Consider the following 25,679-nt stretch of genomic DNA (forward strand, 5'->3'; position numbering starts at 1 on the left):
AAAACCACATCTTTAATGTCAAAAATTATAAGTTAAGACAAGACATTTCAAAAGCCTATTATTTATTGAACAGCCTAATTTTATGGTAAGATATTTTTGTTTCATATGAAATCAACAATACAAATTCAAAAAATAATATCTGACCTACAGGATTTTTATATTCTCTGTGTAAATTCAATAATTAGACTTTTTAGGAAACCTCTTTACTTTGATGATATTGTAGAACAAATGGAATATGCGGGTTCTTCTTCAGTTTTTATTGTTTCTTTAGTATGCCTTTTTGTCGGGATGGCTCTTTCTCTTCAACTAAGCGCTGAACTCAGTGGACTCGGATTAAAAATGTATACAGGCAAAATTGTCGGGATTGCAGTAATCAGAGAAATAGGTCCTCTTGTGACAGCACTTGTTTTCATTGGACGAGTCGGAGCTGGACAGACTGCAGAAATTGGCTCAATGATACTGGGACATCAGATAGATACACTAAGAGTATATGGGATTGATCCGATAAAAAAAGTGGTAGTTCCAAGAGTAGTTGCTTCTGTTGTTATGTTGCCATGTCTTACAATTATAGGTGACTTAGTATGTCTTTTTGGTGGTTATTATATAGCAGTATTTGTAAGTAATCAAAGTGGCTCTTTTTACTGGTCAAGCATAATCAAGGAACTTACATTTCAAAATGTGCTCTCAGGCTCAATAAAGCCTTTTATTTTTGGATATTTAATTTCATGCATAAGTTGCTTTTACGGACTTACAACACGAGGAGGAGCAAAGGGTTTGAGAACATCCACAACCAAGGCAGTGGTTACATCAATTGTGGTTGTTATTGCAATGGATTTTGTGCTTACACGAATTCTGCTTTATGCATTGGGATTTAGCGTATGATAGTGTTTGACAATGTTTGGTTCTCATATGGTGATAGAGAAGTCCTAAAAGGAGTTAGTTTTTCCGCTAAATTTAATGAACGTATAGCAGTTCTTGGAGAAAGCGGAGAGGGAAAAACAACCATTTTAAAACTTATCTTAGGCTTAATTTCTCCAGACAGAGGGAAAATTTTTATTGATGGAGTAGATATAACCAAATTAAACGAGGAAGAATTAATTCCGATAAGAAGAAAATTCAGTATAGTCTTTCAGGAAGGAGCACTGTTTGACTCATTGCCTGTTAAGGAAAATGTAGCTTTTTTCATGAGAGAGATTTTAAAGCTTCCTGATGAGCAAATTTATAAACGGGTAAGAGAACTACTTAATAGAGTTGGGGTAACAGATGCAGAGGAACTTATGCCAGAAGAGCTAAGTGGGGGAATGCACAGAAGAGTGGCAATTGCAAGAGCTCTGGCTATAGGAAAAACAAAGATGTTTTTATATGATGAGCCAACCGCAGGTCTTGATCCCATAAATTCAGAAAGGATAATGGCATTAATAAAAGACCTTGCAGACAAAGAAAACATAGGATTTATGATAATAACCCATGTTGTATATGTGGCATGGCAACTCTGTAATAGATTCATCTTCATCAAAGATGGGACTATTTTATTTGATGGTAACAGACAAGAGTTAATTTTAACAGACATTCCTGCAGTGAAAGATTTCATAAAGGAATTGTTTTTCAAGGTCAATAGATAATTTAATTCAAAAACAATAGCCATATTTCACCTTTTTGATTTAAAATAAAAAATTAATTTTTAAAATCGGAGGTGGGAAATGAAATATGTAAAGGGACTTAAATGCAGGGAGTGTGGAAGAGAATACCCTGTTGAGCCCATATACGTATGTGAATTCTGTTTCGGACCCCTTGAGGCAGTCTATGATTATCCAAAAATAAAGAGAGCTTTATCAAGAAAAGTTATAGAAAAAAGACCAAAAACACTCTGGAGATATAAAGAACTTCTACCCATAGATGGAGAACCACAAGCGGGGCTTAATTCAGGATTTACACCTCTTGTTAAAGCTGAAAATCTTGCAAAATTTCTTGGTGTAAAGGAACTTTATATAAAGGATGACACAGTTGCCCATCCAACCCTTTCTTTCAAAGACAGGGTTGTTGCAGTTGCTCTCACCAAGGCAAAGGAGTTCGGTTTTGATACTGTTGCCTGTGCTTCAACAGGTAATCTTGCCCATGCTGTATCTGCGCATGGTGCAAAATCAGGTTTTCATAGATTTATTTTTATTCCTGCTACCCTTGAACAGAGCAAAATTCTTGCATCCATTGTTTATGAGCCAAATTTAGTTGCTGTAGACGGAAACTATGATGATGTAAACAGACTATGTAGTGAAATTGCGAATAAATACAGATGGGCATTTGTAAATATAAATATTCGTCCTTTTTATGCGGAAGGGTCAAAAACTATAGGATTTGAAATAGTTGAACAACTTGGATGGGACACACCTGATAGCATTGTTGTTCCCTGTGCAAGTGGTTCACTTCTTACAAAAGTATGGAAAGCTCTTAAGGAATTTAAAGAAATTGGCATTATTAAGGATGTAGACACAAAAATATACGGTGCTCAAGCAACTGGATGTTCACCTATATCAACAGCCTTCAAGCAGGGTACAGACGTAATAAGACCTGTAAAACCAAATACAGTAGCCAAGTCTCTTGCTATTGGTAATCCCGCAGATGGATACTATGCTTTACAGGCTGTGAGAGAAAGCGGAGGAGCAATGGAAGATGTATCTGATGATGAAATAATTGAAGCAATCAAAATACTTTCCAGAACTGAGGGAATTTTTGCAGAAACTGCAGGAGGAGTAACACTTGCAACATATATTAAACTTTTGAAGGAAGGCAAAATTGATAAAAAGGATTGCACGGTGCTCTGTATCACTGGCAATGGACTTAAAACAGCTGAGGTTTTAAATGGTAAAACAGCTGAGGTTTATCAGATTAAACCAAATCTTGCTTCCTTTGAAGAAGCCTTAAAGAGAATCAAACAAAAGGAGGAGAAATAAAAATGGCAGTAAAAGTTTTGATACCAACACCACTTCAAAAAATCACTGGTGGCAAGGATGTTGTTGAAACACAACCGGGTAAAATAATAGATATAATCAATGCTCTTGATAAAAGTTTTCCCGGACTTGCAGAGCGACTCTGTCAGGATGGTAAGATAAGAAGGTTTATCAATGTTTATGTAAATGAGGAAGATGTAAGATTTCTTCAGGGAGAAGAAACTATAGTTAAAGACGGCGATGAAGTTTCAATTGTTCCTGCAATAGCAGGAGGCAGACTCTAAAGGAGGACATCATGTCTGAAGTCAAAAAATTAAGAGTAAGGCTCACATTTCCACAAGAATTAATCAAAGAGCCTGTGCTTTTCAGAATGGCAAAAAAATATGATGTTATGCCAAATATTCGCAGAGCAAGGGTAACAGATACATTTGGAGAGATGATTCTTGAACTTGAAGGACTTGAAGAAAATCTTGAAAAAGGAATTAACTCCCTCAGAGAGCAGGGAGTTGTTGTTGAATTAATAGAAGGAGATATTATTGAATAGCCATGAATACCAAATCACATTGGAAAGGAATAATTAGTGAGTATTTTGAGCATTTCCCAGTAAACGAAAAAACTCCTATAGTTACTCTTTTGGAGGGCAATACTCCTCTTGTAAAAGTAAACAATCTCACAAAGAAACTCAATATAGATTTGGAATTATATCTTAAATTTGATGGTGCTAATCCTACAGGCTCATTTAAAGACAGAGGTATGACTTTAGCAATCTCTAAGGCAGTTGAAGAAGGCTCAAAGGCAGTTATATGTGCTTCTACAGGAAATACCTCTGCCAGTGCTTCTGCTTATGCAGCAAGGGCAGGAATTAAAGCAATAGTGCTTATTCCAGAAGGTAAAATTGCAACAGGAAAGCTTGTTCAAGCAATGATTCATGGTGCTAAGGTTATTCAGATAAAGGGAAACTTTGACCAGGCATTAAACATTGTAAGAGCTATAGTTAATGAATATCCAATCACTCTTGTTAATTCCATAAATCCATACAGAATTGAAGGGCAAAAATCAGCAGCATTTGAAGTATGTGACCAGTTAGGAAGAGTTCCTGATTATCATGCTTTACCTGTAGGAAATGCAGGCAACATATCTGCCTATTGGAAGGGATATAAAGAATACAGAGAAAAGGGAAAAATAAACAGCTTGCCAAAGATGCTCGGGTTTCAGGCATCGGGTGCAGCTCCAATTGTGCTTGGTCATCCTGTTGAAAAGCCTGAAACAGTAGCAACAGCTATAAGGATTGGTAATCCAGCAAGTTGGAAAACAGCAGTAGCAGCAAGGGATGAATCAGGTGGAACAATAGATATGGTTACAGACGAAGAGATTCTTTATGCTTATAAAATGATTGCTTCTTGTGAAGGAATCTTTTGTGAACCTGCCTCTGCTGCTTCCGTAGCTGGTGTAATAAAACTATATAAACAAGGATATTTCAAAAAGCAAAGCACAGTAGTATGCACTCTTACAGGTAATGGACTAAAAGATCCAGACATTGTTTTTAAAGTTGCTGATGAGCCTCTTGTATTGCCTGCTGATTTAGAAAGTGTTAAAGCCTTTGTGGAGAAAATTTTATGAAATATATTGTAATAATCCCCGATGGTGCAGCAGATTATCCAATTGATGAACTTGGAGGAAAAACTCCCCTTCAGGTTGCCCATACACCTAATATGGATTTTCTTGCTTCAAAGGGCATAGTGGGAACAGTAAGAAACATTCCTCAAGGATTTTCTCCCGGCAGTGATGTTGCCAATCTTAGCATTCTTGGCTATGACCCGAGAGTCTACTATACTGGCAGAGCACCATTAGAAGCTGTTAGCATGGGACTTACACTTTCTAAGGATGATATAGCTTATAGATGCAATCTTGTTACTTTAAAATTCTCTGACAAAAAGCAGATTATTATGGATGATTACTCAGCAGGACATATAACAAGTGATGAGGCAAAAATTTTAATAGAAGAAATTGATAAAAAGCTTGGAAATGATTTATTGAGATTTTATCCTGGTGTAAGCTACAGGCATATCATGATTTGGAAAGGAGGCACAGAGGATGTGGAATGCACTCCACCACATGATATTACTGGCAAAGAGATTTCAAGATATCTTCCTATTGGGAAAAATGCTAATTTTCTCAAGGAGCTTATTTTTAAATCCGTAGAAATATTGAAAGACCACCCTATAAATAAGAAAAGAATTGCTGAAGGGAAAAAATCTGCAAACAGTATATGGTTATGGGGACAGGGAAGAACTCCAAATCTGCCAACCTATCAGGATAAATATAAGCTCAGTGGTGCATTAATTTCAGCAGTTGATCTTACCAAAGGGCTGGGAATTCTTGCAGGTTTTCATATAATAAATGTTCCAGGGGCAACTGGCTGGATTGACACCAATTATGAAGGTAAAGCAGAATATGCACTTAATGCTCTTGAGCGTGTTGATTTTGTTTATCTTCATATAGAAGCTCCTGATGAAGCAGGGCATCAGGGAGATTATAAACTCAAAATTAAAGCTATTGAGGATATTGATAAAATTGTAGTAGGTAAAATTCTAAGACAAGCTCCTGAGAGATTTAAAGAATTCAAAATATTACTTCTTCCTGACCATCCTACACCGATAAAACTAAAAACTCATACCTCTGATCCTGTGCCTTTTGTCATTTATGATGGAAAAAAGGAAGTTACAGATATAAAAAGAGGTTTTTCAGAAGAGATTCTAAACTCTCCAGATATAAAAATAGAAGAAGGGTTTAAGCTTATGGATTTTTTCCTTAAAGGCAATGTCTGATTTAATAGATATTCTCCTTCATATTGATATTTACCTTGAGGCTTTATTTTCCCAGATTGGTATTTGGATATATGTGGTGCTTTTTTTCATTATTTTTTCAGAAACAGGATTCGTAATAACACCATTTCTTCCGGGAGACTCTCTTTTGTTTGCCGTAGGAGCACTTTCATCAAGAGAGTTTATTTGTCCATGGAGTTCCTTTATTCTTATAAGTATTGCTGCTGTCTTAGGAAATACTCTAAATTATCACATTGGCAAGTTTATAGGACCGAAAATATTTCATAAAGAAAACTCCCTTTTATTCAATAAAAAACATCTGCAAACAACTGCGCTTTTTTATGAAAAGCATGGAGCAAAGACAATAATAATTGCAAGATTTTTGCCTATTCTAAGAACCTTTGCACCTTTTGTAGCAGGTATAGGAAAAATGAGATATCCAAAATTTCAGATATACAATATTTTTAGCAGCATGCTTTGGAGTGGTTCATTTATCTTTGCAGGATACTTTTTTGGAAATCTTCCCTTTGTAAAGCAAAATTTCTCAATGTTCATACTTGGTATAATTATAATCTCAGTTATACCAACTATCTGGAAAGCTTTGATGATTAAAAGGAGTGAAAAAACATGATACCAATAAGAGACTGTCTTCCAAGAAGATATACTCCTTATATGACATGGCTAATTATATCTTTAAACTGCTTTGTTTTCCTTTTTGAGCTCATGTTCAGCAAAGAAGATTTAGACTATCTTTTCCATATATTCGGTGTAATTCCAGCAAGATATATGCTAATAGATACTCTGCCTATTGATCCCCTTTACTATCTTCCTTTTCTAACAAGTATGTTTTTGCATGGTGGGTGGTTCCATCTTATAAGTAATATGTGGATTATGTGGATTTTTGCTGACAATGTGGAAGATAAAATGGGTTCTTTTAGATTTTTAATATTTTATCTCCTATGTGGATTTGGAGCTGGATGGATTCACTGTCTTACTAATCCTGCATCAACTATACCAACAGTTGGTGCTTCTGGCGCCATATCTGGTGTCTTAGGTGCCTATATGATAATGTTCCCTTATGCAAAAGTTATAACTCTATTCCCAATTTTATTTTTTCCCTTCTTTTTTGCACTTCCTGCAATTTTTTATATACTTATGTGGTTTTTCATTCAACTTTTTTCAGGACTCGGTTCATTGCTTAGCCCAACTGATGTTGGTGGAGTTGCTTGGTGGGCTCATGTAGGTGGCTTCATTTTTGGTATAGTCCTTCATAGGCTATTTGTTATTAAAAAGAGACTTCATATGTATGATGACCATTTTGACTACTACTGTGCATGGGGAAGATGGTAGAAGATAGGGGGACGATTTATGTCACCCCTATCCTTCAGAATTATAGAATTGGGAGATATCTTTCTAATTCATAGGGGAAAATTCTTATACGATAATCATCCCATTCTTTCTTTTTACTTTCAATTAGGTTTGTAAAAATATGTTCTCCGAGTGTCTCTTTTAAAATTGTACTCTTTTCAGCATACTCAATAGCTTCAATAAGGCTACCAGGAAGGCTATCAATACCGAGAGACTTTCTTTCTTCAGGAGCAAGATGATAAACATCTTTTTCAATAGGTTCAGGTAACTTATATTTCTTCTCAACACCAGTTAATCCAGCATTAAGCATACATGCAAAAGCAAGGTAGGGATTACATGCTGGGTCAGGACTTCTTAATTCAATCCTTGTTGCTTTTTCTTTTCCGGGCTTGTAAAGAGGCACTCTTATAAGAGCTGATCTATTTCTTCTTGCCCAGCAAATATAAACTGGAGCTTCATATCCTGGAACAAGTCTCTTATAGGAATTAACCCATTGATTAAGCACTAGCGTAATTTCTTTAATATGTGTTAGGACACCTGCTATATAACTCTTGGCTATATCTGAAAGATAATATGGATCCTTTGGATTGAAGAAAGCATTTTTATCACCTTTAAAAAGTGACTGATGAGTATGCATTCCGCTTCCATTCTCACCAAAAAGAGGCTTTGGCATGAATGTGGCATAGACACCGTGTCTTTTTGCTATTTCCTTAACAACTACTCTGTAAGTCATCACTATATCTGCCATATTCAAAGCTTCAGCGTATCTAAGGTCAATCTCATGCTGAGAGGGTGCAACTTCATGGTGTGAGTATTCTACCTTAATTCCCATCTGCTCAAGTGCTAAGATAGTATCTCTTCTAAGATCCTCAGCTGCATCTAAGGGATAATCAAAATAACCCCCTTCATCTAAAATTTCTGGGTCCTTATCGGTTTTAAAATAGAAAAATTCAAGTTCTGGACCAAGATAGAAAGTAAAGCCTTTCTTCGCTGCTTTTTCAAGATTTGTCTTGAGAATATATCTTGGATCACCTTTATATGGTGTTCCATCTGGTTCATAGATGTCGCAGAACATTCTTGCAACAGGACTTTCTTTTGGTCTCCATGGCAAAACTGCAAAAGTTGTCGGATCAGGTCTTGCAATCATATCAGACTCATCAATTCTTGCAAATCCATGAATTGATGAACCATCAAATCCCATCCCCTCAGAGAAAGCAACCTCAAGCTCTTCCACTGGAACTGCAAAACTTTTAAGCTGGCCAAGAATATCTGTAAACCAGAGCCTGACAAATTTAACATTCATTTCTTTGACCAGTTTCATAACATCTTTTTCATCTCTTGGCTTTGAATAAGTCATAACATCCTCCATTTTTTTATTTTCTATGAGGCAAAGCCTCTTTAAGATTAACCCCAAAAATTAAACTAAATATACTTTAACAAACTTTTCTAAATATCTTCTATTCAATCTATCATTTTTTAATTTAACGGCTAACGGTTGCCATATAGCATATCATAGCAATAATAAAAATTTTTGTCAACAATTTTGTAGGAAAAAATATCATTTTTAATCTGTCCACATATTATTTTAATTTTTTATACTTCTTATTTTTTCACCTTTTTATGTCTTGAAAATCAAGACATGACAAAGAGGTTAAATTTTCACTTGCCTCAATCCTTTATTCTAAGCTAAGCAATGCAAATCCTGAGCTTATGGGCGAAGACAGCGAAGAATCTCTTTCCTTTTCTCTCCATAACAGAAAAGGACCTTCACCTTCGGCTCAAAGTGACAGAATAGGACTGTATTCAGAGGCATTTCTTTATCTGCCATTTCAGTCATACTTTCTGCCATTCCGAACGAAGTGAGGAATCTCCTAATAAATAAGCTTACTACATAAAAATTTGACTTTAGTAAAATTAAAACATAAAAATTGACAAAAATGTATTGCTTTATATATTCTAAATTAGAAGGCAACCTTTTGCCGATGAATATAATTAGTTTTGGAGATTTTGAATGTGTAGATTAGCAGCTATAACTTCATCCAAATATTTTTCTCCGATGGAGAATATACTTGCTCTTGAAACAATGAAAGAAGGGCATGATGGCTCTGGGCTTGGGCTTACTCTTAAAGATCTCGGAGGAGAGTTTAAAGACCTGAAGGAATACCCTATCCTTTCAGGAATATGTTCAAGAAAGGGCAGAGAAATTCTTGATGCCTATATGGAAGAGGCAGGCTTTAAACTCATCCATAAATGGAAACCCAAAATTAAGCCTGTGAAAGGAATTATAAAAAGAGATTATTATTTTGCAGCAGTGTATGACTATCCTGATGAATGGAAGGACAAATCGTTTAGGGAAAAAGAAAACCTTCTTATGAACACGAGATTAACTCTTAGGAAAATGGGAGAAGCTGATGAATCTATTTTCGTTTTTTCTTTTTATCCTGATGTGATCACACTTAAAGAAGTGGGAGACCCCCTTGAAATTGGCGAGTTTTTTGGACTTGACAAAGACATTCTTAAAGCAAAGGTTATTTTTGCACAGGGCAGACAAAACACCAACTACCAAATTTATCTTTATGCCTGTCATCCCTTTTTCTTACAGGGTTACTGCACAATGACAAATGGTGAAAATACAGCCTTTGTTCCCATAAGAGAATTCTTAATGAGTAGAGGTTTCCCGGGCTATATGGGATATAATTCAGACAGTGAAGTTTTCTGCCACATACTTCACTACACTAATAAGAGGCTCGGTTTCCCGCTTACATATTATAAAGACGTTATCACCCCCCTCAAATGGCAGGAAATTGAACAAAGACCTGATAGAGAAGCACTATCACTAATAAAGCAATCACTTAGACCTTTATGTATCGATGGACCTAACATGGTTATAGGATTTATCCCTGATGGAACATGCTTTATGGTGCAGGATGCAAAGAAGCTGAGACCCGGTGTTGTCGGAGGAGTAAAGGGCAAATATGCCCTAATGTCAGAACTCTGTGGTCTTGATAAAGTTATTCCTGAAAGAGACAAATCAAAGGATATATTTCCAATGAAGTATGACATGGTGATTGTATCACCTGATGCAAAGGAGGTAAAGGTATGGAACCAGCTACAGGCTTAAAGCTTGACTATAACCATAAATTAACTATAAAAGAGTTTCCTTACATTGTTAGATGGAGAGAAGACCGTTGCAAACGTTGCGGTCAATGCACAGCAGTATGTCCAAATGGTGCAATAAAGCCTGCTGTTAAATACACAAGGGTTATTGAATCAGGGGGAGACACACCTAAGCCAAGACCTGTAAGAAGAATCATTCATGTGATTGAACAGGTTAACAACATGGAAAACTATTGCACAGGCTGTGCCATGTGTGCCCTTGTATGTCCCAATAATGCCATTGAACCTGAATACAATCCTCAAAATAAATTTCTCTTTTACAAAAACCGTGGCGGTGAAGGATACAAAAGGGGTGGAAGAAGAAATGACCCTGGAGTTTCCACTCTTGACAGAATTAAATTTACAAGAATATCCATGCTGACTGACCCTGCCTTAGATGCAGGAAGGCATGAATTTAGAGTCCGCTCATACATTGGAAGAATCTTACCACCAGAAGAGTTACCTCTCAAAGTTAAAGATGGTAAACTTGTTGTTGATAAATCTTCAGGTAAGTTCATTCCACCTGTTAGAGAAATATTCCCCATAATGATTGGTAGCATGTCCATTGGAGCTCTCTCACCTCACATGTGGGAAGGGCTTGCCATGGGTGTAGCTTATCTGAATGAAGTTGAAGGAATTCCAGTAGTTATGTGCTCTGGTGAAGGAGGATTCCCTCCAAGACTTCTTAAATCAAGATATGTGAAATATTTTGTCCTTCAGATTGCTTCAGGTTATTTTGGATGGGATAGCATAATTCATACATTGCCTTACATGACAGAAGACCCAGCAGCAATAGAGATAAAGTACGGTCAAGGTGCAAAACCAGGTGATGGTGGACTTCTTATGGCACCGAAAGTAATTAAGCTTATTGCCGAAATAAGAGGTGTTCCCAAATATGTTGACCTTCCCTCTCCTCCAACACATCAGACAAAGTATTCTATTGAAGAGGCAGTTATGAAGATGATTCAGTCCATGTCTATGGCTTTTGGATTCAGAATCCCAGTATATCCAAAAATTTCAGGAACAAAAACAGCAAAAGCTGTATTAAACAACTTAGCCCGTAATCCTTATGCTGCTGCATTATGCATAGATGGAGAAGACGGTGGAACTGGTGCAGCATACAATGTCTCCCTTGATAAAATGGGACATCCTATCGCATCAAACATTAGAGAATGCTACCTTGACCTTGTAAAGCAGGGTAAACAGAATGAACTTCCTTTGATTGCTGCAGGAGGCATTGGTAAAAAAGGTAATCTTGCAGCAAATGCTGCAGCACTTATAATGCTTGGTGCATCAGCTGTTGCAATAGGAAAATACATAATGCAGGCAACAGCTGATTGTCTTGGAGATGAGTATAATAGATGCAATCTATGCAACACTGGTAAATGTCCGAGAGGGATAACAACTCAAGACCCTAAGCTTTACAGACGTCTTGACCCAGATAAAGTAGCAGAAAGAGTGGTGGAGATATTCAAAGCTGCGGATGTAGAGCTTCGTAAAATTTTTGCACCTATGGGAAGAAGCACAGAGCTTCCAATTGGAATGTCTGATGGTTTAAGTATAGATGATAAAGCAATGGCAGAAAGGTTGGAGATAAGCTATGCCTGCTAAGAAAAAAGAACAAAAAGAAATGCCAAAAGTTGGCTTACACGAATCAGTGATTTCCTATCAAGATGCTGTGAGATGGATTGATGACAGAACTGTCACCATATACGGCAATATTAACGGAAAAAGAGTTCCCTCACGAATTCTTGAGGAGTTTATTCAGGAATCAGTAAGGGATGGGGCAAGAAATCTTCATATATATGCAGACGGACAGCACGGAATTGGCGGAAGAATATATCCTCAGGGTGAGCCAATAAAGATTACAATTGAAGGTCCTGTTGGGCAGAGATGCGGCTCAATGGGGATGTTTGGAACAGAGATAGTTGTAAAGGGTGGTGTCTCCGATGACGTGGGATGGCTTAACTGTGGAGCTAAGATAACAGTGCTTGGTGATGCTACAAACGGAGCATGGAATGCTGCTGCACAGGGAATTCTATATGTTCAGGGAAGTGGTGGTGCCCGCTGTGACACAATGACAAAACACAATCCCCGTTTTGACCCACCGCAGTCATGGTATCTAAGAGATGTGGGAGACTCTTTCGCTGAGTTTAAGGCAGGAGGAATAGCTGTAGTGTGCGGCGTAAATCCCCGTAATTCAAGAAGTGTTCTCGGATACAGACCCTGTGTTGGAATGGTTGGTGGTGTTATTTATTTCCGCGGGAGAATAGACGGGTATTCTGAAAGAGATGTGAAACTTCTTGAGATAACTGAGCAGGACTGGCAGTGGCTCTGTGAACATTTAAAGCCCTATCTTACAGCAATTGAGAGAGTAGAACTCTATGATGAACTTACAAAAAGCCCGAATGAATGGCACAAGCTTATTCCCTATACTCCTCAGGAAAGAAGACAGAGACGGTGGTTTAAAGTCTCAATGGAAGAATTCAGAAAAAACTACTGGGAAAAGGAAGTAGGCAAAGGAGGAATTTTTGCCGAATACATTGACCATGAACCAACGATAATCCCATACATTGTAACAGGCGAATATCGTAGATATAAACCAGTTTGGGCAAATGAAAAGTATGCACCACCCTGTGCATACAGTTGTCCAACCCATATACCAACTCATAAAAGAACCGCACTTATAAGGCTTGGAAAAGTAAAAGAAGCCATTGAGATGGTTCTTGAATATAGCCCCTTACCTGCAACTGTCTGCGGAATGATATGTCCTAATCTATGCATGCAGGCATGCACTCGTGGCATAATTGACATGCCAATATCGGTCAAAGAGTTCGGTAAAGCTTCACTGGAGCTTCCAGCACCTAAGAAGCCAAAACCTACAGGTCATAAAGTAGCAGTAATTGGTGCAGGACCTGCTGGAATGTCTGTGGCATGGCAACTAAGCCTTAAGGGACATGAGGTTACCATATATGAGGCAACAGATAAAATTGGAGGTAAAATAGAACTTTGCATACCAGAGCATAGACTTAATAAAGAAATTCTTCATAAAGAAATAGAGAGATTCAAAGAAGTTGTTCCTGATATAAGGCTTAACACAAAAGTGACAAAAGAGCTTTTTGAAGAAATTTTAAAGGAATATGAGTTTGTAGTAATTGCCGTTGGAGCTCACAAACCAAGAAAAATACCTTTCCCCGGCTCAGAGCACACAGTTTCTGCCTATGAGTTCATGAGAGATATAAACAGAGGAAAGACCTATGACCTGAAGGGGAAAAAAGTAGTTATAATTGGTGCTGGAAATGTGGGAATGGACACAGGAGTTGAAGCATTTCTTTGTGGTGCATCATCAGTGGTAGCTGTTGATATACAAAAACCAGCTGCCTTTGGTGCTGAGTTTCAATATGCAAAGCAAAGGGGAGTAGAGATTATATGGCCTAAGGTGACAGAAAAATATGTTCCCGAGGAAAAGAAAATCTATTTTACTGATGGAACAAGCTTAGATGCAGATTTCGTTATAGTTGCAATAGGTGATATGCCTGACTTAGACTTTGTTCCTCATCAGATTCATACTGAGAGAGGCTGGGTTGTGATAAATGAGTTTTTCCAGACATCAAATCCAAAAGTATTTGCCATAGGAGATGTAACAGGACTTGGACTTGTAACCCATGCAATAGGACATGGAAGGCTTCTTGCAGAATATCTCCATGGAGAACTCATGCATGCACCAATAACAAGAGATTTAAGACCAAGAATACCCTATGAAAAAGTTAAAATTGACTATTATGAAAGATGTCGTGCTGTAACAAGCCTTGAACAAGAAGCAGAAAGATGTCTATCCTGTGGTTCCTGTAGAGACTGCCACATGTGTGAGATGACATGCTATTGGGGTGCTATAAGCAGAGTAGAAAAGCCCGATGGCAGATATGAATACGTAGTAGATGAAAATAAATGCATTGCCTGCGGCTTCTGCGTAGGAATCTGCCCCTGCGGCGTCTGGGAGATGGTAGAGAATATTTAAAAATACTATCTGTTTTCTAATTCCTCATAGATACTGCTGAACTGCTCAAGGGCGGATTGAAGATTTTCTGTTATCTCCCTTGCGAGTATATCTGGCGAAGGAAGGTTTTCTGAGTCTTCAAGGCTTTCATCTTTAAGCCAAAAAATGTCAAGACTCACCTTATCCCTTTGAATTAATTCCTCATAGGTAAATGCCCTAAATCTTTCTGTCTCCTCTCTGTTTCTTCTATTTTCAGGATTATAGCACCTTATGAAATCCTCAAGATGTTCATATCTCAATGGATTTGTCTTTAGTGTAAAATGCATATTTGTTCTCAGGTCATAAATCCAGAGTTTCTCTGTCCAGGGCTTTTCACTGGCAGGTTTTCTGTCAAAGAAAAGAACATTTGCTTTTACTCCTTGCGCATAAAATATTCCTGTTGGAAGCCTCAAAAGTGTATGAACATCGCATTCAGCAAGCAACTTTCTTCTAATAGTCTCTCCAGCACCTCCCTCAAAAAGCACATTGTCAGGCACAACCATGGCAACTTTTCCATTAATCTTTGTGATAGTTTTTACATGCTGAAGAAAATTCAATTGTTTATTTGATGTAGTTGCCCAAAAATCCCGCCTTTCATAAGTGAGGGATTCTCTATCAGCCTTCCCCTCTCCATTTACAATAGTAATACTGCTTTTCTTTCCAAAGGGTGGATTTGTAAGAATAATATCATAACGCTCTCCTGTATCAGAAATCAGGGAATCTCCTGTAGCAATAGGGCTTTCCTCTCCACCTATGCCATGGAGATAAAGATTCATCACACAGAGTCTAACAACACTATCAACTATATCCCTACCTGAAAAAGTGTTATATTTCAGAAATCTCTTTTGTTCCTTGTCCAGCCTATAATTCTTTGAGATGTACTCATGGGCAGCAAGCAAGAAACCGCCTGTCCCGCAGGCAGGGTCATGAATGGTCTGTCCTGGCTCAGGACTTATACATTCTACAATTGCCTTAATAAGTGGTCTCGGAGTGAAGTATTGTCCAGCACCACCCTTGACGTCTTCTGCATTCTTCTGAAGTAATCCCTCATATATCTCACCCTTTATATCAATATCAAGTCCAGTCCAAGTCTCATTATTAATAAGCTCTATGAGACGTTTTAGTTTCGCAGGGTCTTGAATCTTATTCTGAGCCTTTCTGAATATTACTCCAAGCATGCCCTTTTCTTTTCCCAAACTCTCAAGGATATGACGGTAGTGAACCTCAAGACTGTCTCCATCCCTCTCAATAAGGCTCTGCCAATCAAGCTCTTTTGGAATAATTGAAGGCTTATTAAAAGGTGGCTTTGTCTGTTCATCAGCCATTTTTAAAAAGAGTAGATAGGTAAGCTGTTCTACATAATCTCCGTAGCTTACACCATCATCTCGAAGGACATTACAGTAATTCCATAATCGTTGTACTATGGTTGAAGATTCATTGGGCATGACTTTTTTGGTCGTTTACTTTTAAATTACCTCTCCTTTTTCAGCATAATCAACAATCATTGAATCCCTACTTTCCCACTCTTCAGGTGTCATAGCTACAGCCTCAATTGGCTCAAATATCTCATAAATAGCATCGGAAAGAATCTCTATTCTTTCCCAGTAACTTTTTTCTCTAAAGTCTTCAGATATAACTACTATATCAATGTCACTCCCTTCATGATAAGTCCCAGTAGCATAGGAACCAAAAAGAATTATTCTATCCACTTTTATTCCCTTAGACTCTATGGCTTTTTTGAATCTATATATAATCTCTAAAACTGCTTTTTTTTCCATTCAAGTGCCTCAATACTTTTCTCAATTAAAGCTTTTGTAATAGGCTCGGTGAAGTGTTTTTGAAGTTTTTCTATATCCTCGGGATACCTTGTAACCACATGGGCTTCATTCAGTTTTACGAGAAATTTTCCAATTTCCTCAGGTGGTTTAACACCTATCTTGTTTAAAAGATAAACAAGATTATGAACCTTTGGAGGTATTTCTTTTAATTTTTCTTGATATAGTCCCTTTAATGCCTTCTCAATAGATAGGTGACACATGAAGACAGCATAAAAATATCTGCCTCCACTAAACATAAATTTCGCTGTATCTATGTCATACTCAGCTTGTTTTAACCACTCTGAAGCTCTTTTATTCATACATTCCTATTCTAACAGATTTAATTTTATTTTTATTTGTCTGTTTTGCTTTATCAATTTTTATCCTTTCCAGCAATTTCTCAGCAGGTTCGTCATTAGGGTCTTGTGGCACAAGCTTGCCCTCAAAGGCTTTCTTTAGGATGCTCTGCCTGAGCCTCTCTGCCTGCTTAAGACTCTGGTCAACAATCCCTTCTATCTGCTCAACCACAGAAAATCGCCTCTCTATCTCTGAAACAATCTGCTGCTGCTCTGGAAGAGGGGGAGGGGGATAAATAGATTTGAGATTTGAGATTTGAGATTTGGGATTTGGAGATTGCTGAAAATGTGCTCCCTGTTCCAATCTTACTAATTTCTCTTTCAACATTTCGCAGATAATAAAAAAGGAATTTATAAAGCCCTCCAAATCTAATTGCGGCTAATCCACGGCCTATGCATGAAGTTTCAAAACAGATATTTGTCGGACCAACTGGTGCTCTGATAGATAGTAAGATATCATTTTTCTCAGCAATCTTTTTGGGCTTTGAGCACCATTTTGATGGAATTGGATAGATAAGACCAAATTCGGCTTTCCCTTGATAAAATGGCAATCCAATTCTAACAGTATTGTATGTTTTGGAAGGAGGGGATTGTCCCATGATAATTTCTGCTGCCTCCCCCAACTTTACCCATCTCCACCCCTCAGGCAATTCAGGAAGGTCATTGTTAGCAACTGAAGGTTGCGTGACAATCTCTGAGATTCCTTCGCCACTTCTTTGCTCGGAATGACAGGATGAAGAATTAGTCAACTTGCCCTCAAAGGCATACTTTAAGACAGCCTGGCGATAACGCCTAATCTGAGCCTTTACCTTTTTCAAAGCCTCAACTCCAGCCTCAAGCCTCGTAAACAACTCCTCAATCTTCGCAACAATCCGCTTTTGCTCATTGAGAGGAGGGAGAGGGATAGGTATTTGTTGCATTGATGATTGATTTAATTTAAGCCTTGTTGTACCAGTAACATATCCATGATAATCAAAAATATTTAGGTAATGACATATAAAAGAATTCAAAATAACTCCATTAATTCCTCTTAAAACATGTGCATGGTTATTTACCCAACTTTTTCCTCTGATGATATATGCTTTGTTTTTTGTAGGCTCAAAAAAAGGAGCTCCATCTTCCCCTAATAAAACAAGTTCTTCATCAAATATATAATCATCAATCCAACCAACTTGTCCTGTAGCACCATAGTAAGGTATTAATTCTGACGGAGATTTACCAGAAATTCTTTTTTCTCTCTCATCCGTATTAACAGGTATCCTCTTATTATCTAAGATTTCTACAACCTCCCCCAACCTCGTCCACACCCAGCCATTTGGAAGAGTTTTAGAAACTTCATCATGCAAATCCATATTTCTGTTCTCTTTTCTCGAAAGCATCCTTCCCACCTTCTAATATTTCACAGACATGCTCTCTAATACCCTGTTTCTCTAATAGAAGATTTGATGCATCATCTTTAAATGTATTTTCAAGAGAACCACTGACATAGGAAACTCTTGATTCCTGACTTTCTAAACCTCTATCAAAATTAGCCACGATAACTTGTTCTGAGTCTGTATTCACAACAAGATTGGGATTATGTGTGGCAATAATTACCTGTCTTCTTTTCTTGGCATTCCTGAAATATCTAACGAGCGTATGATAAACAGACCTATTATCAAGATTCTCCTCCGGCTGATCTATTAGAATAGGTCTTTTATCTTCCTGATCAAGTTCTAAAAATAAGATAATAAGTGCTAATCCTTTTAAGCCCGGCGATAAATGATTAAGCTCAATATCATTAAACTTAATTGAATAACTAATATTGTAGTATTTTGTTGAATAGAGCCAATTATAAAAATCTAGTTCAATATATCTTCTTTTTTTTAATTGAGAGGCAAGGGTTCTATCATTTTTAGTAAATAACTCCTCAACCTCTTTTAAAAATCTTCTGATAGATTCCTTATTGCTATCCGATATTTTTTCACCTTCTAAATCTAAATTAAACTTCAACTCTTCTAATCTTTCTTTAAGCGCCTCAGGTCTTGATTGGCGAAACACCCCATCTGCCCTTAAATCAATCAATTCATGCCCATCACTTGACATAGAGTTTAAGTCAAAATCAAATTTAACTGTAAAATCAAATAATTTTTCGTTTATTTCTCCGCTTGCCTTTAAGACTTTCTCTAACGGCGAATAAATATTTTTAAGAACATCTTTTTCCTCAAATAATAGTTCAAAGAACTTTATAAAAATATTTTCTCTTTCCTTTAATAATTGTGGCAAAAGATGTTCAGCAGTTTCTATTTTTTGTATATCAGAAATTAAAGATTCTCTCTTTTTTTTCAGTTCTGATAAAGACTTATTTATTTCTTCAATTTTATTCTGCTTTGATTTCTCAAGTGCTAATTTATCTTTTTCTTTTTCAAAATTAGTGTTAACTACTTTTAATTCTTCTTTTTTTTCTTCTATATCATTTTCAAGAAGTTTTTTCCTGGCAATCAGTATCTGCTCTAAATCTTCAGGATATAAAACAATCTTTATTTCATCAATTTGATCTTTAGTAACTCCTACAGCCGAAAAGTCAAGTTTCAATTCATTTAAGAATTTTTTAGAATCCTCATGGAAGTTAGATACCTTATTATTTATCTCCTTTATTTTTAATAGCTTACTTTCAATTTCTGAGATTGTCTTCTCAAGGTTTGACTTTTGTTCTGTAAGAGATTGAATTTTTTGGAGAATTTGTTTTTGTTCATCAGAATCTTTTATAGCATCAGATATTTTCTTAATTTCATTCTCTAAGTTTTCTATTTCTTCTTTAGCTTTTCTAATATTTTCCTCTTTGGAAGGCTTAGAGTTAATTAAATCATTATAGTTATATATTTGCACATTTATGCTCTGTATCTGTTTAGTGACTCTTTCTTTATTGCTATGAATAATCTTCAATTGAGCATCTTTATAACTTTTGAAATTTACGTATGTTGCCTTAAGTTCCGATGGTATATTCTGAAAAATTACATCTTCAATTTGCCTTTCAAGTTCATTTTTACCAACTTCTGAACATAGTTGCTCAACATAATCTTGTGGCAAATATCTTACTTTGCCTTCTTTATCGAATTCTTCCAATTTGTCTTTAATCTCTTCTTCAACAGAACTTCCATCATCCCACTCGAGTTTTATTTTCGTTCCTTTTAAATCTCTAAATGCTCTTTTCAAAAATGACTTAGATTTATTCTCATCTTTCTCATAACACTTGTAACTTCCTGCTGCGTACGCAATTAAATCTAAAATAGCGGTTTTACCGGTTCCCTTTCCTCCAATGATACTGACTAAACCATCATTTAATAAAATAGGTTTGCTGTCAAACCACTTATTCGAATTAGAAATAGTAATTGATTTAATTATTTTATTCCTTTCTATTTTTTGTGGAGACTCCTCGCCTATGTAAACCCTCTCCTCAGGCTCATAAATTATCTGTTTTAAACCTTCAAATGTAGGATCAGCCTTAATCCAGCAATATCTTAATAAACAATTCGATTGATTGTTGCAATTATGACCAGGTTCACTTCTCTTTATACAAGGATAGCATATTTCAATGATTTTGTGAGCATCTGATCCATGAATACATGGTTTCAATCTACCATATTTTCTAGTTATCACGTCTGAATTATCACTTTTTTTCCCTAAAAAATAGTCCCTATCATTTGGATTAGATGAAAAAATACAGTCAGCAAATCTGTATATATTCTCTCTTGTAGCAGCAAGGCTTGAATGTTGAATTCCCGATGCACCATCTCCACTTCTGTTTGATACAACAATTATTGAATTATCACGCAACGCCTTATCTTTCTTTATTATATCTTCTACTTTCTCAAAAGAAACCTTAAATTGTTCAATTCCAATCTTATATGCAATATTTTCCTGAAGACTGTTGTCATTTCTATATTTTCTTCCAAGTTTTATTAGATCGTTTCGGATACACTTATAGACCTCATTTTGATAGTTAAATTCAAGGCTTGAAAAAAATTTACTGTCAAGATCATCAACAATTTCTGGCGAAAAAATTATATGCAAATTGATTGGAGAATCAGTAGAGGTTACAGGAATGATTCTAATTTCTACATTAGGCAGTAAACACTCAATATTATTCAAATTGCCTGCATCTTTATATTCCTTTACTTTTTTGTATCCTTCTATGGAAAAATAATCAGTTAATCCTATTACAGAAATATCTGTAAGAGATTCTAATTTTTCCAAATACTTTTCCCACTTTTCGTCATCATTTATACCGTCAAATTGGTTGTTTAATACAGATGCTGGAGTATGTACATGCAAATCCCACTTACGCCATTCAGAGCCCTTGGGATATCTAAAAAATGACATATTACTCCCCCCTCACCCCAAGATTTCCATCTCCCTCCTTATATAATCCACCCCATTTTTCTCAAACTCTGTGAATTCTGGGAAAACTTTATCAACAGCAGTCATTAGTCTTTTCTGGTCATTCCTGCTAAGACAATCAAGGCTTTCCAAAACAGTAACACTTCTGAACTTTAACTTTTCTATAATAAATTTCTGACAGGAGATTATTGTTAACCTCGCTGTTGATGAATTATTCACACCAAAAAGATAAACTGGAACTCTACTGTGGTTAAAACAATAATTTACTTCATACTCAGGCATATCAGGTAAAGGATGAAAGTTTTTTTTCGGTTCATATTGAGCAAGATTTGTAAAAACAAAATCATCAAGCATCTCAAAAAAGAGGCTCTGGATAACCTCTCTTTTATAAAGTTTCATATTACTTACTTTTAATATAACGCCTATAAATTGCATTAATGCAGGATAAAGATGTTCTAATTCTGTATCAAGAAATAAAATTCCTCTCTCGTTCTGTATATTATATGATGAAATTATTGAGTTAAATATACGTTCTTTATTCGGTGTATCAATGTCATATGAATATGATAATCTCATTAATGTTAAACCATAATCTGATATCCTAAAGAGGTTATTTCCAAGTGGAGTAATAAAGACCTCAACCATATCTCCATCTTCATGATAAAAAGGTATCAAAACCTGCCAGACATTAGGTCTTTTTTCTCTTAAACCAATCTTCTGACTACATTGTTTCTGAAGTATCTCCAGTATTTCTCTCATAAGTCACCAAATAAACTCTTTTGAAAATCAAAATAATCATTAGCGTTTATAATATTTGTCCTTTTAATAAAATAATCAAGAGCCTCTTTATAAGAATTATATCTATCAGTTATCTCAGCAAAAGAGAGTTTACGAATATCCTTTTCAATATCGTCATTTTTTATCATATGAATGTGATAATCATAATGAGGAGAAGGTTTTAAGATGTCTTCGGTCACATAATGAGGTCCATTACACCTAATTAAAGGCATTCCTTTATCAGGAGAGGGAAGAAGATCAAGTCCTATGGAAAAATTTTCCTGAAATTCCTTGTGTTTTCTTATGAACATCCTGAATTTATAATTTCCATCAATAGATTGGAGTTTAAAATCCCTTCTGAAGTGTTGATATTCTTCACTAAACTCCTTTGAAGAGCTCTCAATAATTCTTTTGGGCATTATTATTAATCTCTCAATTTCTCTTTCTATCATATACTTTCATCCCACCAATACCTCATTTAATTCCTCTAAAATTATATCAGATTCTGTCCCAAAGAGGTAGTGGAATCTCATGAGTCCGCCCTTTTCGTAAAAGGGGGCGTAATCAAAGTCTTCTAATTCTATGGAGCATGAGGTGGCTATATGGTCTTTTATCATTGTGAGCCATTCAAGTTGTTCAGGTGTAAAGGTTTTGCCAGAGCGTTGCTGTTCTCTTAGCCAATCGCTAAATCTCTCCTCAACTATCTCTGGAAAGGGCTCAAGAAACTCGGTGCTGCCGAGAGTAAAGCGGAGGAGGGAGATTATATCTGTAAGCAGTCTCTGAGGACCTGCCTTTTTGACCTTTGACCTTTCAAGTTGCTCATAGGCTTTCCATACAAGCTCTGTTGTAAGGTAATAGGGTGGTTTCTGAATTGCATCGGCAAGCCTCTTTATCTCTTCATAGGTTATGTGCCTTCTACCATAGGGCTTTTTGTAAAGAAGTTCAATAGCAATAAGCTCGTCTTTGTTTTCTTCAATAAATCTCTTGAATGTATCTATGATTGTCTTTGCCTTCTCCTTAGCAGAATCATCAAATCCAGCAAGTATGACCCTGTCTTTACTTATTGTATCAATAATCTGTTCATTCCTCTTTTTTATTGTAATGAGTATCTCTCTTAGGTCAGGGTTATCAAAGGGCTTGCATGCCTCATCAACAAGATTCTCTAAGGCATTCTTTATTTGCTCATTAGAGGGATTATCCGTATTAAATATCTCCTTTGCCTTTTCAATCTTTTTGTCAGGGTCTATGGCATCAATAAGCCTGTTAATAATCTCTTTTATTTTTCTTCCACCTGCTAAAGCTTCAATCTCCCTTCTGTCCTTTTCATTAAGTTCTCTGTCAAGCTTGCTCAAACGGGCTACAAGCGAGCTGAGGGTATCTTCATCCCTGTTTCCGAGAGCTACTGAATGAATCAGCTTATCAAAGGGAATACTTCTTTTTCTCTCAAGGGGGCGGGAGTCTGTCTTATCATTCTCACATACACCAACGGCATCTACAATAATAAAATGTGTTTTATGAAGGGCATCGGGTGTAACAGCCTGAAGGTCATCAGGGGAAATAACCCTCGTACCCCTTCCCTTCATCTGTTCAAAATAAACACGTGATTTTACATCCCTCATGAAAATGAGGCATTCAAGGGGTCTTATGTCTGTGCCAGTGGAAATCATGTCAACTGTCACAGCAATCCTTGGATTATAGGAGTTCCTGAAGCTTACTATAAGGTCTTCGGGTTTTTCTCCTGTTGTCCTGTAGGTAATCTTTTTACAGAAGTCATTTCCCTTTCCAAACTCCTCTCTCACAATATGAACAATGTCTTCTGCATGGGAATCATCTTTTGCAAAGATAAGGGTCTTTGGGACTTCTGTCCTTCCAGGAAAAAGTTCTGTAAATAATTTCTCCTTGAAGGTTTTTATAATTGTCCTTATCTGGTCTGGTGCAACAATATCTCTGTCTAATTGGGAGGGAGTGTATTCAAGGTCTTCATCAAGCTGTTCCCATCTAAGCTGCCTTGTTAATTTATCTCTTTTGTCAACATAAAAGCCCGCTTCAACTTTACTCCCCTTCTCTGTAATCTCTGTCTTTATGCGATAAACGTCATATCCCACATTCACTCCATCGGCAACTGCTCTTTCATGGCTGTATTCCATAACAAGATTCTGATTAAAAAATCCGAGCGTCTGTTTTGAGGGCGTTGCTGTAAGTCCAATGATATAGGCATCAAAATACTCAAGAACCTGTCGCCATATATGGTAAATTGACCTATGGCATTCATCTGTAACAATAAAATCAAAGGTCTCTATAGGAATCTGAGGGTTGTAGGATATCTCCTTTGGTTCATCTGCTGAAGGATATTCAAAACCTGAAAATTCTTCAAGTTCAGGGGAAAACTCTGTCTCTCCCTTGAGCATTGAATAGAGTCTCTGAATGGTAGTGATGCATACACGGCTTACAGGGTCAATGGTGTTTGAGGTAAGATGCTGAATATTGTAGAGTTCTGTAAATTTTCGTCCATCATCAGGTGTTATGTATTGCTGAAACTCATTTCTTGTCTGTCTGCCAAGATTGCTTCTGTCAACAAGGAAAAGAACTCTTCTCGCGTTTGCAAACTTGATAAGTCTATAGATGAAGCTCACGGCTGTAAAGGTTTTCCCTCCACCTGATGCCATCTGTATAAGTGCCCTTGGTCTGTCTTCTGAAAGAGACTTCTCAAGATTTTTGATTGCTTCAATCTGACACTCTCTCAGTCCTTGAGTGTATAGTGGCGGCATCTTTTTCAGTCTGCCTCTTAAGGTATCTTTTTCATTAAACCATTCAAGCAATGTTTTTGGTTGATGAAAGGCAAATACTCTTCTTGAGCGTGGTTCAGGGTCTTTTAAATTCCTGAAAAATGTCTCTGTACCTGTGCTTTCGTAAGCAAAGGGCAGGGTTTCTAATATTATCGGAAGATTGTTGGTAGGGTTTAATATGTATTTCGCAGTTTGTTCTGCAACTCCGCTTAGGGTTGTCCCTTCAGGCTTTGCCTCAATGACACCAACAGGAACCCTATTTACAAAGAGTAGATAATCAGCGATGCCCTCACTCAAGGGAAATTCACGAACAGCAACACCTAAGGAATCGCTAAGATTTACTCTACGATAATCCTGAACAACCCAACCAGCTTTTTCAAGAAGATTATCAATCCTTTCTCTTGCCTGTTGTTCTGGCGTCATAACATTCCCTTAAAGTTTCATATGAACATTATAACAGAACATTTAGTTAACTAATAAGTGTTCTAATTTAATTTCATGCTAAAAAGTGTATAATTAATCATAGATTCCATCATTCAGGAGGCTAAGATGAAGGGAAAAAACTTTACAAGGAGGGAATTTATAAAGGCTGCTGGAGCTGGTGCCACTCTTTTGCTTGCTAACAAATTTGGAATTCATTCTTTAGCATGGGCTGATAGTAAAAAGAAAACTTTAAAAATGGTGCTTGTTGACTATACTAAATGCACTGGATGTAGAACCTGTGAGGCAGTCTGCTCAGCCTATCACAATCCTGTTATAGTTAATGGTAAAAGTCTTCCAGGGCTTGGAAACCCTGTGTATTCAAGAATACGTGTGCATAGCTTTAATCCAGACGTGGACATCCCCAATGTGTGCAACATGTGTCCTGATGCACCCTGCGTTAAAGCCTGTCCTGTTGAGCCAGAGCCAAAGACAGGGCGGAGAGCCATTTATAGGGATGAGAAAACTCAAACCATTCAGAATGACCCCAAACGCTGTATTGCCTGCGGAAGCTGTGCAAAAGCCTGTGCTGAGCAAAGAACTGGTGTTATTGAGCTTGACCCTCAGACAGGAAAACCTCGCCCCACATGTAACCTCTGTGGAGGAGAGCCTCAATGTGTAAAACACTGTCCCTTCAATGCTCTTTCTGTTGTTGAGGTTAAAACCAGTAGCAAATTTTACGGTAAATCACCCAAAAAGATTGCCACTGAGCTTTCAAAACAGTGGTATGGCAAAGTAATTTAGGAGGCGTAA

23 protein-coding genes are annotated in these 25,679 nt (G+C 36.8%); 13 read left to right on the top strand and 10 right to left on the bottom strand.

Translation table 11 applies throughout. The annotated features are described in order from the left end of the window. Positions 1-105: 105 nt before the first annotated feature. The 9 genes from THEYE_RS08280 (at position 106) to THEYE_RS08320 (ending at position 7,120) form a co-directional block, all read left to right on the top strand. Positions 106-882 carry an MlaE family ABC transporter permease gene (locus tag THEYE_RS08280; RefSeq protein ID WP_012545754.1) on the top strand — a complete coding sequence of 259 codons (777 nt, stop codon included), beginning with the start codon at positions 106-108 and terminating at the stop codon, positions 880-882. Continuing rightward, entirely contained in the window at positions 879-1,622 is a 744-nt protein-coding gene (locus THEYE_RS08285) for an ABC transporter ATP-binding protein (protein WP_012546084.1), read from the top strand. Before THEYE_RS08280 ends, THEYE_RS08285 begins: the two co-directional genes overlap by 4 nt. A gap of 78 nt (positions 1,623-1,700) precedes the next feature. Continuing rightward, a complete protein-coding gene (thrC, locus tag THEYE_RS08290) occupies positions 1,701-2,948 on the top strand; it encodes a threonine synthase (RefSeq protein ID WP_012546459.1) in 1,248 nt (415 codons plus the stop codon). 2 nt (positions 2,949-2,950) lie between these two features. Then, entirely contained in the window at positions 2,951-3,229 is a 279-nt protein-coding gene (locus THEYE_RS08295) for a MoaD/ThiS family protein (protein ID WP_012545583.1), read from the top strand. 11 nt (positions 3,230-3,240) lie between these two features. Further along, complete coding sequence (locus tag THEYE_RS08300) at positions 3,241-3,489, top strand: NIL domain-containing protein (protein WP_012545388.1); 249 nt, start codon at positions 3,241-3,243, stop codon at positions 3,487-3,489. A 2-nt stretch (positions 3,490-3,491) separates the two neighbouring features. After that, complete coding sequence (gene thrC, locus THEYE_RS08305) at positions 3,492-4,565, top strand: threonine synthase (protein ID WP_012546273.1); 1,074 nt, start codon at positions 3,492-3,494, stop codon at positions 4,563-4,565. Continuing rightward, the gene (locus tag THEYE_RS08310; RefSeq protein WP_012545558.1) at positions 4,562-5,773 is read left to right on the top strand and encodes a cofactor-independent phosphoglycerate mutase; all 1,212 of its coding nucleotides are present in this window, start codon (positions 4,562-4,564) and stop codon (positions 5,771-5,773) included. Before thrC (THEYE_RS08305) ends, THEYE_RS08310 begins: the two co-directional genes overlap by 4 nt. Then, the gene (locus THEYE_RS08315) at positions 5,766-6,401 is read left to right on the top strand and encodes a DedA family protein (protein WP_012546518.1); all 636 of its coding nucleotides are present in this window, start codon (positions 5,766-5,768) and stop codon (positions 6,399-6,401) included. The genes THEYE_RS08310 and THEYE_RS08315 overlap by 8 nt, the downstream gene beginning before the upstream one ends. Continuing rightward, on the top strand, positions 6,398-7,120 hold the full coding sequence (locus tag THEYE_RS08320) for a rhomboid family intramembrane serine protease (RefSeq protein ID WP_012545876.1): 723 nt from the start codon (positions 6,398-6,400) through the stop codon (positions 7,118-7,120). Before THEYE_RS08315 ends, THEYE_RS08320 begins: the two co-directional genes overlap by 4 nt. Before the next feature lie 40 nt (positions 7,121-7,160). Here the strand turns inward: THEYE_RS08320 and glnA are convergent, their stop codons facing one another. Next, a complete protein-coding gene (gene glnA / locus THEYE_RS08325; protein WP_012545065.1) occupies positions 7,161-8,495 on the bottom strand; it encodes a type I glutamate--ammonia ligase in 1,335 nt (444 codons plus the stop codon). Between the two features lie 654 nt (positions 8,496-9,149). On the opposite strand from glnA, the gene THEYE_RS08330 reads away from it, so the two are divergent. Genes THEYE_RS08330 through THEYE_RS08340 form a run of 3 tightly spaced genes read left to right on the top strand, consistent with a single transcriptional unit; the run spans position 9,150 to position 14,312 of the window. Continuing rightward, a complete protein-coding gene (locus tag THEYE_RS08330) occupies positions 9,150-10,259 on the top strand; it encodes a class II glutamine amidotransferase domain-containing protein (RefSeq protein ID WP_012545929.1) in 1,110 nt (369 codons plus the stop codon). Beyond that, positions 10,238-11,905, top strand: coding sequence for a glutamate synthase-related protein (locus THEYE_RS08335; protein WP_012545407.1), 1,668 nt, complete (start codon positions 10,238-10,240; stop codon positions 11,903-11,905). The genes THEYE_RS08330 and THEYE_RS08335 overlap by 22 nt, the downstream gene beginning before the upstream one ends. Further along, positions 11,895-14,312 (top strand): FAD-dependent oxidoreductase, encoded by a 2,418-nt coding sequence (locus THEYE_RS08340; RefSeq protein WP_012546258.1) that lies wholly within the window; start codon positions 11,895-11,897, stop codon positions 14,310-14,312. The genes THEYE_RS08335 and THEYE_RS08340 overlap by 11 nt, the downstream gene beginning before the upstream one ends. A gap of 5 nt (positions 14,313-14,317) precedes the next feature. Here the strand turns inward: THEYE_RS08340 and THEYE_RS08345 are convergent, their stop codons facing one another. From THEYE_RS08345 to THEYE_RS08385, 9 genes are read right to left on the bottom strand one after another with little or no spacing between them, the layout of a single operon-like run. Beyond that, the gene (locus tag THEYE_RS08345) at positions 14,318-15,775 is read right to left on the bottom strand and encodes a type I restriction-modification system subunit M (protein WP_012545613.1); all 1,458 of its coding nucleotides are present in this window, start codon (positions 15,773-15,775) and stop codon (positions 14,318-14,320) included. Positions 15,776-15,796: 21 nt separating this feature from the next. Then, complete coding sequence (locus THEYE_RS08350) at positions 15,797-16,108, bottom strand: nucleotidyltransferase domain-containing protein (RefSeq protein ID WP_012546474.1); 312 nt, start codon at positions 16,106-16,108, stop codon at positions 15,797-15,799. After that, a complete protein-coding gene (locus tag THEYE_RS08355; protein ID WP_012545820.1) occupies positions 16,087-16,467 on the bottom strand; it encodes a HEPN domain-containing protein in 381 nt (126 codons plus the stop codon). Before THEYE_RS08355 ends, THEYE_RS08350 begins: the two co-directional genes overlap by 22 nt. Then, positions 16,460-16,675: a hypothetical protein gene (locus THEYE_RS08360; protein ID WP_200855664.1), complete on the bottom strand. Its 216-nt coding sequence runs from the start codon at positions 16,673-16,675 to the stop codon at positions 16,460-16,462. The genes THEYE_RS08355 and THEYE_RS08360 overlap by 8 nt, the downstream gene beginning before the upstream one ends. Beyond that, the gene (locus tag THEYE_RS08365) at positions 16,668-17,855 is read right to left on the bottom strand and encodes a restriction endonuclease subunit S (RefSeq protein ID WP_200855665.1); all 1,188 of its coding nucleotides are present in this window, start codon (positions 17,853-17,855) and stop codon (positions 16,668-16,670) included. Before THEYE_RS08365 ends, THEYE_RS08360 begins: the two co-directional genes overlap by 8 nt. Continuing rightward, entirely contained in the window at positions 17,842-20,865 is a 3,024-nt protein-coding gene (locus THEYE_RS08370) for a TrlF family AAA-like ATPase (RefSeq protein WP_012544913.1), read from the bottom strand. Before THEYE_RS08370 ends, THEYE_RS08365 begins: the two co-directional genes overlap by 14 nt. A gap of 12 nt (positions 20,866-20,877) precedes the next feature. Then, a complete protein-coding gene (locus tag THEYE_RS08375) occupies positions 20,878-21,642 on the bottom strand; it encodes a DUF1828 domain-containing protein (protein WP_012546132.1) in 765 nt (254 codons plus the stop codon). Further along, complete coding sequence (locus tag THEYE_RS08380) at positions 21,639-22,112, bottom strand: hypothetical protein (protein ID WP_012545772.1); 474 nt, start codon at positions 22,110-22,112, stop codon at positions 21,639-21,641. Before THEYE_RS08380 ends, THEYE_RS08375 begins: the two co-directional genes overlap by 4 nt. A 6-nt stretch (positions 22,113-22,118) precedes the next feature. Next, on the bottom strand, positions 22,119-24,869 hold the full coding sequence (locus THEYE_RS08385; protein WP_012546856.1) for a type I restriction endonuclease subunit R: 2,751 nt from the start codon (positions 24,867-24,869) through the stop codon (positions 22,119-22,121). 126 nt (positions 24,870-24,995) lie between these two features. Here THEYE_RS08385 and THEYE_RS08390 point away from each other — a divergent pair, with 126 nt between their 5' ends. Then, complete coding sequence (locus THEYE_RS08390) at positions 24,996-25,670, top strand: 4Fe-4S dicluster domain-containing protein (RefSeq protein ID WP_012545542.1); 675 nt, start codon at positions 24,996-24,998, stop codon at positions 25,668-25,670. The last annotated feature ends 9 nt before the right edge of the window (positions 25,671-25,679 follow it).

Source organism: Thermodesulfovibrio yellowstonii DSM 11347, from assembly GCF_000020985.1.
GTDB lineage: Bacteria > Nitrospirota > Thermodesulfovibrionia > Thermodesulfovibrionales > Thermodesulfovibrionaceae > Thermodesulfovibrio > Thermodesulfovibrio yellowstonii.

Bases quoted from the DNA above. Each gene is read 5' to 3' on its own strand.
- THEYE_RS08315 (WP_012546518.1), top strand. From the start codon at position 5,766: ATGTCTGATTTAATAGATATTCTCCTTCATATTGATATTTACCTTGAG.
- THEYE_RS08330 (WP_012545929.1), top strand. From the start codon at position 9,150: ATGTGTAGATTAGCAGCTATAACTTCATCCAAATATTTTTCTCCGATG.
- THEYE_RS08285 (WP_012546084.1), top strand. From the start codon at position 879: ATGATAGTGTTTGACAATGTTTGGTTCTCATATGGTGATAGAGAAGTC.
- THEYE_RS08320 (WP_012545876.1), top strand. From the start codon at position 6,398: ATGATACCAATAAGAGACTGTCTTCCAAGAAGATATACTCCTTATATG.
- THEYE_RS08380 (WP_012545772.1), bottom strand. From the start codon at position 22,112: ATGATAGAAAGAGAAATTGAGAGATTAATAATAATGCCCAAAAGAATT.
- THEYE_RS08295 (WP_012545583.1), top strand. From the start codon at position 2,951: ATGGCAGTAAAAGTTTTGATACCAACACCACTTCAAAAAATCACTGGT.
- THEYE_RS08345 (WP_012545613.1), bottom strand. From the start codon at position 15,775: ATGCCCAATGAATCTTCAACCATAGTACAACGATTATGGAATTACTGT.
- thrC (WP_012546273.1), top strand. From the start codon at position 3,492: ATGAATACCAAATCACATTGGAAAGGAATAATTAGTGAGTATTTTGAG.
- THEYE_RS08335 (WP_012545407.1), top strand. From the start codon at position 10,238: ATGGAACCAGCTACAGGCTTAAAGCTTGACTATAACCATAAATTAACT.
- THEYE_RS08350 (WP_012546474.1), bottom strand. From the start codon at position 16,108: ATGGAAAAAAAAGCAGTTTTAGAGATTATATATAGATTCAAAAAAGCC.
- THEYE_RS08390 (WP_012545542.1), top strand. From the start codon at position 24,996: ATGAAGGGAAAAAACTTTACAAGGAGGGAATTTATAAAGGCTGCTGGA.
- THEYE_RS08340 (WP_012546258.1), top strand. From the start codon at position 11,895: ATGCCTGCTAAGAAAAAAGAACAAAAAGAAATGCCAAAAGTTGGCTTA.
- THEYE_RS08370 (WP_012544913.1), bottom strand. From the start codon at position 20,865: ATGTCATTTTTTAGATATCCCAAGGGCTCTGAATGGCGTAAGTGGGAT.
- THEYE_RS08310 (WP_012545558.1), top strand. From the start codon at position 4,562: ATGAAATATATTGTAATAATCCCCGATGGTGCAGCAGATTATCCAATT.
- THEYE_RS08385 (WP_012546856.1), bottom strand. From the start codon at position 24,869: ATGACGCCAGAACAACAGGCAAGAGAAAGGATTGATAATCTTCTTGAA.
- THEYE_RS08300 (WP_012545388.1), top strand. From the start codon at position 3,241: ATGTCTGAAGTCAAAAAATTAAGAGTAAGGCTCACATTTCCACAAGAA.
- thrC (WP_012546459.1), top strand. From the start codon at position 1,701: ATGAAATATGTAAAGGGACTTAAATGCAGGGAGTGTGGAAGAGAATAC.
- glnA (WP_012545065.1), bottom strand. From the start codon at position 8,495: ATGACTTATTCAAAGCCAAGAGATGAAAAAGATGTTATGAAACTGGTC.
- THEYE_RS08355 (WP_012545820.1), bottom strand. From the start codon at position 16,467: ATGAATAAAAGAGCTTCAGAGTGGTTAAAACAAGCTGAGTATGACATA.
- THEYE_RS08280 (WP_012545754.1), top strand. From the start codon at position 106: ATGAAATCAACAATACAAATTCAAAAAATAATATCTGACCTACAGGAT.
- THEYE_RS08365 (WP_200855665.1), bottom strand. From the start codon at position 17,855: ATGGATTTGCATGATGAAGTTTCTAAAACTCTTCCAAATGGCTGGGTG.
- THEYE_RS08375 (WP_012546132.1), bottom strand. From the start codon at position 21,642: ATGAGAGAAATACTGGAGATACTTCAGAAACAATGTAGTCAGAAGATT.